The organism is Ruegeria sp. B10, assembly GCF_056539825.1.
Genome location: NZ_JBQFVP010000013.1, coordinates 34,178 through 48,713, shown reverse-complemented (window position 1 = coordinate 48,713; position 14,536 = coordinate 34,178). Strand labels below are relative to the sequence as shown.

The 14,536-nt window shown below is 59.2% G+C and carries 13 protein-coding genes; 7 read left to right on the top strand and 6 right to left on the bottom strand.

Going from position 1 to position 14,536, the window contains the following annotated elements; translation table 11 throughout:
- The first annotated feature begins 1 nt into the window (after position 1).
- Entirely contained in the window at positions 2 to 2,470 is a 2,469-nt protein-coding gene (locus ACR0J4_RS17660; RefSeq protein WP_170556032.1) for an FAD-dependent oxidoreductase, read from the top strand.
- Between the two features lie 15 nt (positions 2,471 to 2,485).
- Positions 2,486 to 3,475 (top strand): GlxA family transcriptional regulator, encoded by a 990-nt coding sequence (locus ACR0J4_RS17655; RefSeq protein WP_170747404.1) that lies wholly within the window; start codon positions 2,486 to 2,488, stop codon positions 3,473 to 3,475.
- Between the two features lie 30 nt (positions 3,476 to 3,505).
- On the opposite strand, the gene speB is transcribed toward ACR0J4_RS17655, so the two are convergent.
- The 6 genes from speB to ACR0J4_RS17625 form a co-directional block, all read right to left on the bottom strand.
- Positions 3,506 to 4,489, bottom strand: coding sequence for an agmatinase (gene speB, locus ACR0J4_RS17650; protein WP_170640159.1), 984 nt, complete (start codon positions 4,487 to 4,489; stop codon positions 3,506 to 3,508).
- Between the two features lie 97 nt (positions 4,490 to 4,586).
- Complete coding sequence (locus ACR0J4_RS17645) at positions 4,587 to 6,065, bottom strand: aldehyde dehydrogenase (protein ID WP_170640161.1); 1,479 nt, start codon at positions 6,063 to 6,065, stop codon at positions 4,587 to 4,589.
- 9 nt (positions 6,066 to 6,074) lie between these two features.
- The gene (locus ACR0J4_RS17640) at positions 6,075 to 7,109 is read right to left on the bottom strand and encodes an LLM class flavin-dependent oxidoreductase (RefSeq protein WP_170640163.1); all 1,035 of its coding nucleotides are present in this window, start codon (positions 7,107 to 7,109) and stop codon (positions 6,075 to 6,077) included.
- Positions 7,109 to 8,029, bottom strand: a complete 921-nt coding sequence (locus tag ACR0J4_RS17635) for a flavin reductase family protein (RefSeq protein WP_170640165.1) — start codon at positions 8,027 to 8,029, stop codon at positions 7,109 to 7,111. Before ACR0J4_RS17635 ends, ACR0J4_RS17640 begins: the two co-directional genes overlap by 1 nt.
- Positions 8,026 to 8,814 carry an alpha/beta fold hydrolase gene (locus ACR0J4_RS17630; RefSeq protein WP_170640167.1) on the bottom strand — a complete coding sequence of 263 codons (789 nt, stop codon included), beginning with the start codon at positions 8,812 to 8,814 and terminating at the stop codon, positions 8,026 to 8,028. Before ACR0J4_RS17630 ends, ACR0J4_RS17635 begins: the two co-directional genes overlap by 4 nt.
- Positions 8,786 to 9,385, bottom strand: coding sequence for an amino acid synthesis family protein (locus ACR0J4_RS17625; protein WP_170640169.1), 600 nt, complete (start codon positions 9,383 to 9,385; stop codon positions 8,786 to 8,788). Before ACR0J4_RS17625 ends, ACR0J4_RS17630 begins: the two co-directional genes overlap by 29 nt.
- Positions 9,386 to 9,491: 106 nt before the next feature.
- On the opposite strand from ACR0J4_RS17625, the gene ACR0J4_RS17620 reads away from it, so the two are divergent.
- The 5 genes from ACR0J4_RS17620 to ACR0J4_RS17600 all read left to right on the top strand — a co-directional run bounded on the left by ACR0J4_RS17620 (position 9,492) and on the right by ACR0J4_RS17600 (position 14,525).
- Entirely contained in the window at positions 9,492 to 10,331 is an 840-nt protein-coding gene (locus ACR0J4_RS17620) for a LysR family transcriptional regulator (protein WP_170640171.1), read from the top strand.
- Positions 10,332 to 10,395: 64 nt separating this feature from the next.
- On the top strand, positions 10,396 to 11,439 hold the full coding sequence (locus tag ACR0J4_RS17615; RefSeq protein WP_170640173.1) for a pyridoxal-phosphate dependent enzyme: 1,044 nt from the start codon (positions 10,396 to 10,398) through the stop codon (positions 11,437 to 11,439).
- On the top strand, positions 11,436 to 12,581 hold the full coding sequence (locus ACR0J4_RS17610) for a M24 family metallopeptidase (RefSeq protein WP_170640175.1): 1,146 nt from the start codon (positions 11,436 to 11,438) through the stop codon (positions 12,579 to 12,581). Before ACR0J4_RS17615 ends, ACR0J4_RS17610 begins: the two co-directional genes overlap by 4 nt.
- Positions 12,578 to 13,288 carry an aspartate racemase/maleate isomerase family protein gene (locus ACR0J4_RS17605; RefSeq protein WP_170640177.1) on the top strand — a complete coding sequence of 237 codons (711 nt, stop codon included), beginning with the start codon at positions 12,578 to 12,580 and terminating at the stop codon, positions 13,286 to 13,288. Before ACR0J4_RS17610 ends, ACR0J4_RS17605 begins: the two co-directional genes overlap by 4 nt.
- 136 nt (positions 13,289 to 13,424) lie before the next feature.
- Positions 13,425 to 14,525 (top strand): ABC transporter ATP-binding protein, encoded by a 1,101-nt coding sequence (locus tag ACR0J4_RS17600; RefSeq protein WP_170556042.1) that lies wholly within the window; start codon positions 13,425 to 13,427, stop codon positions 14,523 to 14,525.
- The last annotated feature ends 11 nt before the right edge of the window (positions 14,526 to 14,536 follow it).

The window sequence follows — 14,536 nt, the reverse complement described above, 5'->3', positions numbered from 1 at the left end:
CATGCCTGAGATTCAAAAAGACGAAACCACGTCTGGCAAAAAGCTGCCCTCCCACGCCAAGGTCGTTGTCATTGGCGGCGGCGTTGTCGGCTGTTCGATCCTCTTTCACTTGGCCAAGTTCGGCTGGAAAGACGTTGTCTTGCTGGAGCGTGACGAGTTGACATCCGGCTCCAGCTGGCACGCGGCGGGTCAGATTCACACGATCAGCTCGGACCCCAACATCTCGCGCCTGCAGAGCTATACCATTGATCTTTATAAAGAGATCGAGGAAACCTCGGGCCACTCGGTCGGCATGCACATCACCGGCGGTTTCTATGCGGCGTCGACCAAGGAATGGTACGACTACCTCAAGCGCGAGCGCTCGAAAGCGCGCTACATGGGCCTGCATCAGGAATTCATCAGCCCGCAGGAACTGGCCGAGCGTCACCCGCTGATCGACCCCAAACACTACCATGCCGCGCTCTGGGACGAACAGGACGGCGACGTGGACCCCTCGGGCGCAACCTACGCCTTCGCGAAATCCGCCCGTCACCACGGTGCGCAGTATTTCACCCATTGCGGCGTGACCTCGATGAGCCAGCGCCCCGATGGCAGCTGGGATCTGACCACCCCCAAAGGTGTCATCAACGCCGAGCAGGTCGTGAACTGCGGCGGCCTCTGGGCACGCGAAGTGGGCCATATGTCGGGCATCCACCTGCCCGTGCAACCGATGGAGCATCACTATCTGATCACCGACGCGATCCCCATGATCAAGGATCGCATGGAGAGCATGGGTGAAGCCGGTCGTTTGCCCGCGGGCATCGACTATGAGGCCAACATCTATTTCCGTCAGGAACGCCACGGCATGCTTCTGGGCACCTATGAGCCGAAATCGACCCCGTGGAAAGTGGATGGCACGCCATGGGATTTCGGCCATGAGCTGCTGCAACCCGATCTGGACCGGATCGCCGACCGTCTGGAAATGTCGTTCGAGCGTATCCCCGCCATCGGCAAATCCGGCATCAAGGACACGATCAACGGCCCGTTCACGTTTGGCCCCGATGGCAACCCGATGATCGGCCCGGTTCCGGGTATGAAGAACTACTGGGTCGCTGTGGGCGTCATGGCAGGCTTCTGTCAGGGCGGCGGTGTTGGCCTGACCATGGCCGAGTGGATGATCGACGGCGAGCCTTCGATCGACGTCTGGGCAATGGACGTGGCCCGCTTTGGCGAGTTCGCAACGCCGGACTGGGGCACCATCAAGTCCTCGGAAAACTATGAGCGCCGCTTCGTGATGACCTTCCCGAACGAAACGCTGCCCAAGGGCCGGATGCAGAAAACCACTGCGCTCTATGACCGTCTGGTCGAAAAAGGCGCCGTGATGGGGCAAGGTTTTGGTCTGGAAAACGCCCTGTGGTTTGCCGACAACGCCGACGACGCCCATGAAACCCCGACTTTCGAGCGGAACCGCAGCCACGACTATGTCGCGCGCGAAGTCAAAGCCGTGCAAGAGGCCGTCGGCGGTATCGAAATCGCCAACTTCGCCAAGCACGAGTTCAAGGGCGCTGGCGCGCGTGAATATCTGAACCGCACTTTGGCCGGTTACGTCCCGAAACCGGGCCGTCTGGCGCTGACCCCGATGCTGACCGAAAAAGGCCGCCTGTACGGAGACCTGACCGTGGCATGCCTGGGTGACGATCACTTCATGCTGTTCGGTTCCGGCACGATGCAGGACGCACACAGCCGTTGGTTCGAAAAGGACCTGCCTGCGGATCTGAGCTACGCCAATGTCTCGGATGACTGGCACGGGATCGCTCTGTCTGGCCCCAAATCGCGCGAGCTGCTGGCCCTTATCACCCGCGACGACGTCAGCGCCGAGGCGCTGAAGTTCCGTGATCTGCGCCAGACCTTCGTGGGCGGAGTTCCGGTGATCCTGAACCGTATCTCGTTCTCGGGCGAGCTGGGCTTTGAGATCTACTGCAAGCCGATGTACCTGCTGCGTCTGGCCGAGGCGATCGAAGAGGCCGGGGCCGATCTGGGCTATCGCTGGTACGGTGCACGCGCGCTGATGTCGCTGCGTCTTGAGAAAGGCTGGGGCGTCTGGACCACCGATTTCCGCCCTGACTTCAACGCGGTCGAATCCGGCATGGATGTCTTCATCAACTGGAAGAAGGACTTTGTCGGCAAGGATGCGACGCTGAAGTTCAAGGAAGATGGCGTTGCCCGCAAGCTGGTCACCATGACCATCGACGTGGACGGCATCGATGTCTCGAACGACGAGGCGATCCTGAAAGATGGCGAAGCGGTCGGCTATGTCTCGTCCGGCGGCTACGGCCACCGCGTCGGCAAGTCGATGGCGATGGGCTATGTCGCAATCGAGAGCGCCGCTCCGGGAACCAAGCTTCAGGTGGAAATCCTGGGTGAGTTCTACGACGCCGAAGTTCTGGGTGCACCCGCCTATGACGCCAATGGCGCCAATATGCGGACGTAAGAAAGGAAAGCCGGAATGGGTCGTCCCGAGATCAATTTTGCAGATGCAAGCACACGGGTGAATGAGCTGAACCGCTTCATTTTCCTGCTGACGCCGGGGTTCTCTGCTTTGGACCTTGGGGCCGGGATCGACTCATTGGGGGCGGCAAATGCCGCCTCCGAGCAGGCTATTTTCGAATGGAATATCGTCAGCGAAACTGGCGATGCGGTGACCTCATCCTCGGGGATGACGGTTTCTGTTGATGGCGGTTTGATCAAGACCCGCCGGGGCGATTGTATCGTCATTTGCGGGCCGATGACCGTGGATCGGTCGATCTCGAACGAGTTGAAATCCTGGTTGCGGCAGGCGCGCCGGTTTGGCGTTCAGCTTTGCGGCATCGGTGGTGGGTCCGGCATTCTGGCCATGGCTGGAGTGGCCAGCGGCCAGAGCCTGAGCGCGCATTGGAAACAGCAACCTGTGATGGTTGAGCTGTTTCCAACCGTGGAATCCAACTGCTCGGTCTTTGTGGATGAAGGCCCGATTGCGACCTGCGGCGGAGGTGTCACTACGCTCGATCTGTTTTCGTCGCTGATCGGTCAGGCCTGCGGTCAGACTGTTGCCTCCCGCGTGGCGGATCAATTGCTTTATGCGTCGGTGCGTCCAAAGGATGGCAGGCAAACGCAGACGGATCTGTTCCGCTTTGGCCGCCGTCATGAGAAACTGGCGACCGCCATCATGATCATGCGCGAAAACCTTGAAAACCCGTTGTCGCCCAGTGTCGTGGCCGAAAGCGCGGGCCTCTCGACCCGACAGCTTGAGCGCCTGTTTCAGCGCTACGTTGGCACAAGCCCAAAGAACTATATGACGCGTCTGAGGCTCGAGCGTGCGCGCACCCTGTTGCAGCAAACCGATATGCGGGTGCTGGATGTGGCCATCGCCTGCGGATTTGGCTCGGCCAGCTATTTCTCCAAATGCTTCCGCCGGTATTTCGGAACCTCTCCGCATACGCAGCAGAAGTCGGTCTGAAAGACCGAGCTTTAGTCCGAAAACCTGCTCTTACCCCGCGCTGGGCGAACCTTTGTGGTGCAGAATACGCCCAATCGTGTTCATGAGGATCTGTGCCGCCAGAATGGCGGTGCTGCCCGTGTGATCATAATCCGGGGCCACTTCGACCAGATCCAACCCCACAACATCACCGCGCTTGGTCAGACCGTCGAGCAGTTCCAGCACTTCATAATACAGAAAACCACCGTGGCTGGGTGTGCCGGTACCGGGTGCGATGGAGGGGTCGAACCCGTCGATGTCTATGGTGACATAGTACCTGGCGCCCTCCGGAATCCGGTCCAGAACGGCCTTGGTCCCCAGTTTGCGCAATTGCCGGACGGACAGGATGTCTGACCCCATACGACGGGCGTCCTCATAGCCCTCTTTTGCGGTCGACGAGACGTTGCGGATGCCGATTTGCGTCAGGCCCGAGACATAGGGTTTCTCCGCCGCGCGCCGCATTGGGTTTCCATGCCCGAACCGAACCCCGTGCCGTTCATCCACGAAATCCAGATGCGCGTCGATCTGAACAATGTGAATGGGGCCGTTCTTTTCGCAATCGGCAGCAAAGGCATCAACGCAGGGGATGTTGACCGAATGATCTCCGCCTAGAACCACGGGCAAGGCCCCGGCCTCAAGGCATTTTTCGACGCCGAGCTTTATGTTCTGGTGGCTTTTTTCAGTGCTGGTATGCACGATATCAGCGTCGCCCAGATCTACGATACGGGTGGTTTCCGCAGGCAGGTAGGTGATGTCATCCTCGTGGTCGTATGCGCCGCCATGCCCGAAGGAAAACAGGGTCGAGGCTTCGCGGATGGCCCGTGGGCCGAACCGCGCGCCGGGCCGGAACTGAGTGCCAAAATCGAACGGAGCGCCCAGGATCGCGACATCAGCGTCGATCGCATCCCAGTCGCTGACATAGGGATATTTGCCAAAGGTCGAGATCCCGACAAAGGGCAAGTTTAACCGACCGCCTTCATATCCATGTGCGCTCATTCTTCAGTCTCCAACCGCAATTCTTGCGCCATAGTGTGGGATATTTTTCCCAAGGGCCATAGGGTTGTGGAGAAGAGGGCGAAATCTATCGCCCCCCTCAGCGCATCACAAACGGGTTCGACATGGGTTGATCAGAGGTGTTCAGCCATACGGTCTTGGTGCGCGTGTAGTCCTGAATGGCCTCGATCCCGGCTTCGCGGCCATAGCCGGATTGGTTGTAGCCGCCAAACGGCGCGATAGGGGACACCGCTCGATAGGTGTTGATCCAGCAAATGCCGGCCTTCAATCGGGACGACACACGATGCGCGCGGGCGACATTTTCGGTGAATACGCCGGATCCCAATCCGAACGGGGTATCGTTGGCCAGAGCGATTGCTTCTTCTTCGGTGTCGAAGGGCAACAGGGACATGACGGGCCCGAACATCTCGACCTTCAGGGTCTCGGTCTCGGGTGATGCACACTCGATCAGAGTGGGTGCCATGAAGTTTCCGGGTCGGTCAAGCGGCGCGCCGCCAAACCGGATGCGCGCGCCCTGGTCGGTGGATTTTGCCAGAACCGCCTTGATGTTGTCGATCTGCGCGTTTGTGCAGAGCGGCCCAATATGGGTTGCAGCGTTCAATGGGTCGCCTACGGTGACGTCTTTCATCTTCTCTTCGATCTTGGCTGCCAAGGCCTCCAGAATTGGGCGATGTATCAAACCGCGAGATCCGGCGACGCAGCTTTGGCCGGAGGCTCCGAAATTGCCTGCGATCAGGCCATTGGCGGCCCCATCCAGATTGGCATCGTCAAACACCAAAATCGGGGATTTCCCACCAAGCTCAAGCGTGGTTACGGCGAAGTTTTCGGCCGAGTTGCGAACCACATGGCGCGCGGTTTCCGGGCCGCCGGTAAAGGCGATGCGATCCACGTCGGGGTGTCGGGTCAGGGGGATCGCGCAGTTTTCTGCATCGCCCGTGATAACCGAGACGACGCCGGGCGGGAAGCCCGCCTGCTCGACCAGACGCGCGAATTCCAGCATTGGCGCTGGCGCAATCTCAGAGGCCTTCAGCACCACCGAACACCCGGCGGCAAGGGCTGGACCCAGCTTGGTTGCCGTCAGGAACATCTGCGCGTTCCAAGGCACAATTGCGACGACCACACCGATTGGTTCGTTACGGGTAAAGACATGCAGGTTGGGCTTGTCGATCGGAAGCACCGCACCTTCGATCTTGTCGGCCAAACCAGCGTAGTAACGATAGTAGTCGCCGACATAGGCCGTCTGGCTTGCTGTTTCGGCCAGAAGCTTTCCGCTGTCTTTCGTCTCAATCTCGCCGAGGCGTTCGGCATTTTGTTCAATCAGCTCTGCAAGCCTGAACAACAGTTTGCCACGCGCGGTCTGCGTCAGATCCCGCCAAGCCGGGTTATTCAGGGATCGACGCGCCGCCGAGATGGCACGATCCACATCCTCGGGCGCGGCGCAGGCGAAACTGGACCATGCCTCGCCCGTAGCAGGGTTTTGCGAGGTCATGACCTGCCCGTTGGCGCCCTCGGTCCAGGTTCCTTCGATGAAAAGCTGATAGTGCGGGTTTTGTTGCATCTCGGGTCCTCACTGAAACTTTGGCATCACGTCGTCGATGAACCGGGACAGCGAAACGCGCTTGCGCTCAAAGCTCATGCCGCTGTCGATCCAGAACGAGTATTCATCATAACCAAGGTCTTCATAGTGCTTCAGGCGATCCGTGACCTGCCCAGCCGTGCCAACTGTCAGATCGCGGCCCATGTTTTCAGGGGCCATCATGGTGTTGGCGGCCATTTCCTCATCCGTCAGAGTTTGGATCAGCCCCTGATGTACGGGTCGCTTGTTCTGAAACCACGCGCCGAAATAATTGTAAAAGCGCGAAAGCTCTTGCGTGGCCTGATCCACATCGGCGGCGTCCTGCCCGACATAGGTGTGGTGAAGCAGCATGATCTTGGGGCGCGGCCCGTCATAGTTGGCACAGGCATCATTGAAGCGGCCCATCAAGCTCTCAATCTCTGCGTTGCCTTGCCAGAGAGGCGTGACCTGAATGTTGAAGCCATTCTGGACGCCGAATTCGTGGCTGTTCGGGTCGCGGGCAGCGATCCAGATCGGTGGCCCTCCGTCCTGTACGGGTTTCGGGGCGGAGGTGGTGGCGGGGAATTGGAAATACTCTCCCTCATGGGCGCAATCTCCCTCCCACAATTTGGGCAACAGGGGGGCGATTTCCCGCATGCGCTGGCCCGCGTCCCAGGCATCCATGCCAGGGATCAATCGCTCATATTCATAGGAATAGGCCCCGCGTGCGATACCCAACTCGATGCGTCCCCCGGTCATCAGGTCGGCTGCGGCGGTTTCACCGGCCAGTTTGATCGGGTGCCAGAAGGGCGCGATGACGGTGCCGGTACCAAGGCGGATGTTTTTGGTGTGATGCGCGATATCGACCAAGGACATCAATGGATTGGGCGCGATGGTGAAATCCATCCCGTGATGCTCGCCCGTCCACACCGCGCGCATACCGGCATCATCGGCCATTTTGCAGAGCTCAATGAACTCTTCATACAGTTTCTCATGAGGCTGTTCGGGGTTGAGCCGCTCCATATGAGCAAAGAGGGAAAACTCCATCATTCAGTCCTTTCCGAGAGAGTATGTATTTCGCCCCGCTGTGCATCGCCGAGATAGAGGGAAAAGTCGCGGGTCAGGCTTTCGAACGCAAAGCGGGACATCATGGTGGCGATGGCCGGGGTTGCGAATGTCAGGTTGGCAAGGTTTTCGATGGCAACCGCTTCAAGGGTGCTGTTGAGCGGCAAAGCCGGTGCCGACGCGAGCGTATAGACATGGTGGGTTGTGGCATCGTCATAGACAGAATAAACCGCACCCAACTGCGCTGTGATCCCGCGCGTCACCAAGTCTTGCTGTAGGCTTTCGCGCAGGGCTTGATGATCCGACAAGCTGATCTGCGGCGGGCGGTATCCGGATTCGGTTTTTTCCAGCAGCACCTTTCCGTCGCATTCGATGATCGCACCGCAGACAACGGATCGACCCGTGGCCTCCAATGCGCCGCGTTCAAGGCCGAGGCTGAAATACTGCCCGTTGGCGTATCCGAGGCCTCTGGTTTCGGTGTGGGAATACGCCTCAACCTCTCCGATCAGAATACAGTGATCTCCGGCCTCGATGGTCTGATGCGCCCGGCAGGAAAACGTCGCAACTGCGCCATCCAGAAGAGGAACGCCATGGGCGTCCAGCTGATGCGCGGTTTTGGCAAATCGATCGCCCTTGAACCCGGCGAAGGTGTTTGAGACATCCTCTTGCCCCTCAGCCAGAATGTTCACCGCGAAATGCGCGCAGCTCGCGAAGGCATCGTAGGAGGACAGGTTCTTGCCCGGACAAACCAGCAAAAGCGGCGGGTCCAGAGACACGGATGAGAAGGAGTTGGCAGTAAACCCCAACGGCGTACCCGAGGCATCGCGCGTCGTCACAACTGTGACGCCGGTCATGAAGCTGCCAAAGGCGCGCCGCAGGTCGCGAGGATCGAGACTGGTCATTGTTGCACCTCATTCAGAAAGGTTGAAAGGGCTGCGTTAACTTCTGCGGCATGGGTCATCGGCATCATATGAGCGGCGCCCTTGATGATTTGCGCCCGCCCGCTTGGAACAAGTTCCGCCATGGCGCGTGACATGTCCGGGGTCGAGTTGGGCTCAAGATCGCCCGTTATAAACAAGGCGCGGCAGGTGAGCGTCTTCAAATCGTCCCGGCGCGGGATCGGACTGTTGGCAAACACTGTATAGGCTTGCTTGTAGGCCGCAGGATCTGTCGCGGTCAGCCAAGTCCGGCAGGCAGCGCATTCGGGCGGATCAGTATCACCAAACCAACGCTGCAGAGTGCCCGTCGGATCACTTGGTGTTTGACCGTCAAGCGCTGCGGCTCGGGTTGTGACGGCCTGTGTGGCCTCGGCACTGCGTTCAAAAATGGCGTTCAGTGCAACGACGCCGGCGACATGTTGCGGTGCCTTGACCGCAAGATCGAGCGCGATCATTGCGCCCATGGAATGACCAACAACTACGGTTGGTCCGCCCAGTTGATCCAGAACGTTCAATGTAGCTTCGGTGTATCCCAACAACTCTGCGCTCGTGTTGCCTAGTTGGCTTTCGCCATGACCGGGCATGTCCGGTGCGGTCAGACGCGCCACGGATGCCAGCGCGTCCAATTGGGCGCCCCAGGCCTCGGCGCGCAAACCGACACCATGCAGCAACAGGACATTCGGTCCCGCGCCACTCTGGATTGCTGAGAGCCCGCCGATCTCAGACCGCGGCCGGGTTGTCCACGTCATGGCCCAAATCCTTGAGGTCCTGATAACGGTCACCAATACGGTGATGCGGCCGGCCCGAGGTTGCCGCACCAAGCACCACAACGATCTCATCGTCTCGTGGCGCATCGGGGATCGCAAATTGGATGGTCAGATAGTGCGAGCGCCGCCCGGCGTCGTTCTTGTCCATCAGCGGCACCATGATTGGAGCGTTCGCGGGCCCTCGGGTGTTGGTAAAGGCCAGATAAGACTTTGCGTCAACGGCCTGCCGGTAGTGATTGCCAAAGCGCAGAGTGTGAATGAGGCCCGAGGCATGCTCGACCTCGCCATTCAGACCAACCACGGCGGCCTTGCCATAAGCCTCAATCGTATCTCCGCTTCCGGCCAGCGCAATCATGCGCTTAGTCATCATTTCACCCAGGACGGGACCGTAGGCCTGAATCTCGGGCTTCAGGTCTTCGACATATCGGCCAGCCCATGGGTTGGTGACGACAGCGGCCACTGCAAACATTCGCCATGGGGTCTTTGCGGGGCGAAACCCCTCGACCAGTACCTCTTCGTCATAGGTTATGATTTTGCGTATTTCCGGCTGCATAAAACTTCTCCTGTCGCGCGGGCCGACGTTAGAAACGGGGCTGTTTTTTGACAAATGATAGAATTATGTGCTTTGACATTAACAAGACTAATGACTGGCTTGGCCTATGGCAAAATCACTTCCGCCCCTGACCTGGTTCCGATCCTTTGAGGCCGCCGCCCGCACGCTAAGCTTTACCGCCGCGGCCGAGGAAATCGGCCTGACGCAATCGGCGGTCAGCCAGCAGGTGAAATCGCTTGAATTGCGATTGGGCGCGCCCCTTTTCGTGCGCCATCCGCGCAGTCTGGCGTTGACGGATGCGGGGAGAAAGCTGTTGCCCGAGGTCGGCAAGGCGCTTGAGGCGCTGGCTGTTGCCGCCGGGCAGGTCGACACCAACGCTTCCGGAGACGTTCTGACAGTTGCGACCTCGGTCAGTATCGCGCAATGGGTTATCGCCCCGCATCTGCCCGCGTTTGCGCGTCAGCACCCGGACATCCGAGTGCGACTACTCAGCGCGATTTGGCCGGACGATTTCAATGCCTCACAGGCTAATGTGCAGGTGCGGTTCGGATCGAAGAAACAGGTGGGGCAGGGGGCTGTTCGCCTGATGCCGGACCGGCTTGTGCCTTTCAAATCTCCGGCCCTGTTGGGGGACATATCGGATCTGCCTCTGATCGAGGCTGTTGGGACGTCTGGCGGCTGGGGCCGGTGGTTGGAGAGTCAGGGGTTGCAAAGCCAGCCCACTGTCTTTGTGGATACTTTTGGCATGGCGCTTCAATTGGCGGCGCACGGGGGTGGCGTGGCTTTGGTGAGCGAGCTTTTGGCGAAACACGCACTTGATTCGGGCTTGGTCGAGCGCGCGCATGACGGCTCAATCGACAGCAATGAGGGGTATTTTATATCCGCGAATAGCTCGAACCCGGCGGCGGGGTTGTTTCATGACTGGCTGTTGGATCAGGTCGGTTAACGATCAGGAGAGTTGACAGATCAAGGGCGATCGGATCACGTCAGGCAAAAAGGCGGGGAGACACATGAAAATCGTTGCGAATTCACACCGGGGAGGTCCCAAACTTGCGCCCTCGGCCCCTTATCCGTCGACAGATGCGGCCCGCGTTGCGGCACTGTTGTCGATGTGCCCGGCGGCGAAAGAGACACCGTTGGTGGATGCCGCAGGCCTCGCCCCGGTTGCGCAGCTCTGGGTCAAGGATGAACGCGCGCGCATGAATCTGGGCTCGTTCAAGGCCCTCGGTGCGGCTTATGTGATTGCGCGCCATGCTGCCGAAGCCACGGATACGCCCGGCACAGACACGTTGGCGGGCTCGACCTACGTGACCGCCAGCGCTGGCAATCACGGGATGAGCGTTGCAGCGGGCGCGCGGATGTTTGGCGCGAAGGCGGTTGTCTATATCGCCGAGACGGTGCCTGAGAGTTTTGCCGCACGGCTGAAGGGTCAAGGTGCCGACGTGGTTCGCAGTGGGTCCGATTATGCAGCCAGCATGCAAGCCGCAAGCGACGCGGCTGACGAAAACGGGTGGACCTTGCTCTCGGACAGCTCATGGGACGGGTATTTTGATCTGCCGTGGACCTTGATGGAGGGGTATCTGCAAATGGCGTCTGAGGCGGTGGACCAATGCCCCGAAGTGCCGACTCACATCATGTTGCAGGCCGGTGTTGGTGGTCTGGCCGGGGCTGTTGCTGCCTACGCCCGCAAATCCTGGGGTGACGCGCCGAAAATAGTCGTGGTCGAACCTGAAGCCGCGCCCGCCCTGCAGGCCAGTATCGAGGCCGGGTCGTGCGTGTTCGCCGATGGGCCAGATAGCATTATGGGGCGTTTGGATTGCAAGGAGCCTTCGCTGATCGCGCTGAACGGACTGTCACGCGACGCCGACCTGTTCCTGACACTTTCGGACGAGGACGTATCCGAGAAATTGCCCGCCATGGCCGCGGCGGGGTTGGAGACAACAGCCTCGGGCGGCGCTGGGCTCGCAGCCGTTCTGAATGACCAGGCACGGACCGAATTGGGAATGACCGAGGCCTCGCGCGTGCTGTGCATCCTCTCCGAGACCGCGGAATGAGGGGGTTCGCGCCATCTGAGTTTGAAGCGCGTACCAAGCGCGCACAGAAGTTGATGGATGCGGCGGGCCTGTCGGCGCTTTTGCTGACAACCGAGACGGATCTACGCTATTTCACCGGGTTTCTGACCCGGTTCTGGGAAAGTCCGACCCGCCCTTGGTTCCTTGTCCTGCCCGCGACCGGCAAGCCGATCGCGGTGATCCCGTCGATCGGGGCAGCCCTCATGGCGCAGACATGGATCGATTATATCCGCACGTGGAGTGCGCCTGATCTGAAAGATGACGGTGTCTCTCTGCTATACGACGCGCTGGTCGAGGTGACGCCCTCAGTGGGGCGAATTGGGGTGCCGGATGGGCATGAGACGCACCTCCGTATGCCTTTGGCAGACCTTGAACGCTTGCGCGGCCAGCTTGGAACACGAGCGCTGACAGGCGACAGCGGCATCCTGCGCCAGTTGCGTATGGTCAAATCCGAGGCCGAGATTGCCAAAATCGAAACCGCCTGCAGCATTGCCGGTCGGGCCTTTGCCCGCGTTCCCGAGATCGCCGGGGAGAGGGTGCCATTGGATGAGGTATTCCGCCGCTTTCAGATGCTGTGTCTGGAAGAGGGCGCCGATTGGGTACCCTATCTTGCAGGCGGGGCCGAACAGGGCGGTTATGCGGATGTGATTTCACCAGCCTCTGGTGTGCCGCTGGCGCTTGGTGATGTGTTGATGTTGGACACCGGATTGGTTTGGGACGGGTATTTCTGCGACTTCGACAGAAACTGGTCAATCGGCCCGCCTCGGCCTGATGTGGCAAACGCCCATGCCCAGTTGATCGAAGCCTCGGATGCTGCGTTCGATATCGCCCGGCCGGGCGCAACCGCAGCGGATTTGTTTCATGCTATGAACACCGTTCTCACGGCGGATGCAGAGGGTACGGATGCGGGTCGTCTGGGCCATGGTTTGGGAATGTCACTGACCGAATGGCCCTCTCTGATCCCGACGGACAATACAGTTCTGGAACCGGGCATGGTTTTGACACTGGAACCGGGCATCGCTGTCGGTGACAAAATCCTGGTACACGAGGAAAACATCGTAATCACTGACGGCACCCCACGGTTTATCAGCCCGAGGATTGGGCCGGAGATGATGCAGCTATGACCCATGTCCCTTACACTCTGGACGCAGACGATCCAAACGCCTCGCCGCTTGGGCTGATCGTTTTGCAGGTCGATGAGACGCTTGAGCCTGAGTTCGGCGCATATTTCGCGGACCGTAAATACCCCCTTCACATCACGCGCATTCCCAGCGGTATTGAGGTTACGACCGAAAGCCTTGCCGAAATGGAGAAGGCGCTGCCCGCAGCTGCGCGTTTGCTTCCCAACGCGCGACCCTACAATGTTGTGGGTTATGGCTGTACCTCGGCCAGTTCGGTGATCGGGTCAGAGCGTGTCGCAGAGCTGGTCAAACAGACATGTAACACTCGCGAAGTTACGAATCCCCTGCGCGCGGCGACCGCCTGCGCCGCCGACATCGGCGTTTCGAAATTTGCTCTGCTGTCGCCTTACATTGAAGAGGTCAACATACCTCTGCGTACCGCGTTTCAGGCCAATGGCATAAGCATGGATGTGTTCGCAAGTTTCGGGGAGGCTGAAGAGGCCAAGGTGGCGCGGATCTCGACGGAATCCGTGGTCGAAGCTGCCTCTGAATTGGGAGCAGATTCAGCGGTCGAGGCGGTTTTCCTGAGTTGTACCAACCTGCGAACTCTCGCCGCGATACCGAAAATCCGGGAGCGGATCGGAAAACCTGTTTTGTCGAGTAATCAATGTCTTGCGTGGCATATGAGGCGCTTAAACGCTGTGCATTGACAGGTAAGTGTGTACTCAATTTTGGCAAAAGCACCATAACTTGTTGCCAAGTGCGTATCGCTTGGTCTTAACTGTGGATCACAGATCAATGAAATCCGAAAGCCTCGGGTAATCATTTGACGAAACAGGGGGTCTTGTGACCGGTACAACGAACGACGCCGCGTTTGTCGAATTTCAACGCGTTCAGAAGTCTTATGATGGCGAGAATCTCGTCGTTAAAGATCTCAACCTTGCAATGCCGAAGGGCGAGTTTCTGACAATGCTCGGGCCGTCAGGTTCAGGCAAGACAACTTGCCTTATGATGCTCGCCGGGTTTGAAACCGCTACCCATGGTGAAATCCTGCTGGATGGAAAGCCCATCAACAATATCCCGCCGCACAAACGTGGGATTGGCATGGTGTTTCAGAATTACGCTCTGTTCCCGCACATGACGGTGGCCGAAAACCTTTCGTTTCCTCTGGAAGTTCGCAAGCTGGGCAAGTCCGAGCGCGACGAAAAGGTCAAACGCGCTTTGGACATGGTGCAGATGGGTGCCTTTGGCGGGCGCCGTCCGGCGCAGCTTTCCGGTGGTCAGCAACAACGGATCGCTCTGGCACGGGCCCTGGTGTTCGAGCCGGAACTGGTTTTGATGGACGAGCCGCTGGGCGCGCTGGACAAGCAGCTGCGTGAGCATATGCAGTTCGAAATCACCCGACTGGCGCATGAGCTGGGCATTACCACCGTCTATGTGACCCACGACCAGACCGAGGCGCTGACCATGTCTGACAGGGTCGCGGTGTTCGACGATGGACGCATTCAGCAGCTGGCCCCGCCGGATCAACTTTATGAAGAGCCCGACAATAGCTTCGTTGCGCAGTTCATCGGCGAGAACAACACGCTGGAAGGTGTGGTCAAATCCATCGACGGCGACGGCTGTGTGGTGCAGCTGGATGACGGATCAGAAATTGATGCGGTGCCGATCAATGTGCACAACCCGGGCGAACGGACCAAGGTTTCGATCCGTCCGGAACGTGTCGAATTCAACAAGGATCGTCTGCATGCCGACGCGCATACGCTGAAGGCGACGGTCAAGGAATTCATCTATATGGGCGACGTATTCCGCTTCCGCATGTCTGTGGCGGGCAATGACGAGTTCATCGTCAAAACACGGAACGCGCCCGATGCCATTCGCCTGCAACCCGGTCAAGAGATCGATATCGGTTGGCTGGCCAAGGATTGTCGTGCGCTTGACGCATAGACCAAGCCGCG

Bases quoted from the DNA above. Each gene is read 5' to 3' on its own strand.
- ACR0J4_RS17635 (WP_170640165.1), bottom strand. From the start codon at position 8,029: ATGACCAGTCTCGATCCTCGCGACCTGCGGCGCGCCTTTGGCAGCTTC.
- ACR0J4_RS17630 (WP_170640167.1), bottom strand. From the start codon at position 8,814: ATGACGTGGACAACCCGGCCGCGGTCTGAGATCGGCGGGCTCTCAGCA.
- ACR0J4_RS17610 (WP_170640175.1), top strand. From the start codon at position 11,436: ATGAGGGGGTTCGCGCCATCTGAGTTTGAAGCGCGTACCAAGCGCGCA.
- ACR0J4_RS17640 (WP_170640163.1), bottom strand. From the start codon at position 7,109: ATGGAGTTTTCCCTCTTTGCTCATATGGAGCGGCTCAACCCCGAACAG.
- speB (WP_170640159.1), bottom strand. From the start codon at position 4,489: ATGAGCGCACATGGATATGAAGGCGGTCGGTTAAACTTGCCCTTTGTC.
- ACR0J4_RS17660 (WP_170556032.1), top strand. From the start codon at position 2: ATGCCTGAGATTCAAAAAGACGAAACCACGTCTGGCAAAAAGCTGCCC.
- ACR0J4_RS17605 (WP_170640177.1), top strand. From the start codon at position 12,578: ATGACCCATGTCCCTTACACTCTGGACGCAGACGATCCAAACGCCTCG.
- ACR0J4_RS17655 (WP_170747404.1), top strand. From the start codon at position 2,486: ATGGGTCGTCCCGAGATCAATTTTGCAGATGCAAGCACACGGGTGAAT.
- ACR0J4_RS17645 (WP_170640161.1), bottom strand. From the start codon at position 6,065: ATGCAACAAAACCCGCACTATCAGCTTTTCATCGAAGGAACCTGGACC.
- ACR0J4_RS17615 (WP_170640173.1), top strand. From the start codon at position 10,396: ATGAAAATCGTTGCGAATTCACACCGGGGAGGTCCCAAACTTGCGCCC.
- ACR0J4_RS17620 (WP_170640171.1), top strand. From the start codon at position 9,492: ATGGCAAAATCACTTCCGCCCCTGACCTGGTTCCGATCCTTTGAGGCC.
- ACR0J4_RS17625 (WP_170640169.1), bottom strand. From the start codon at position 9,385: ATGCAGCCGGAAATACGCAAAATCATAACCTATGACGAAGAGGTACTG.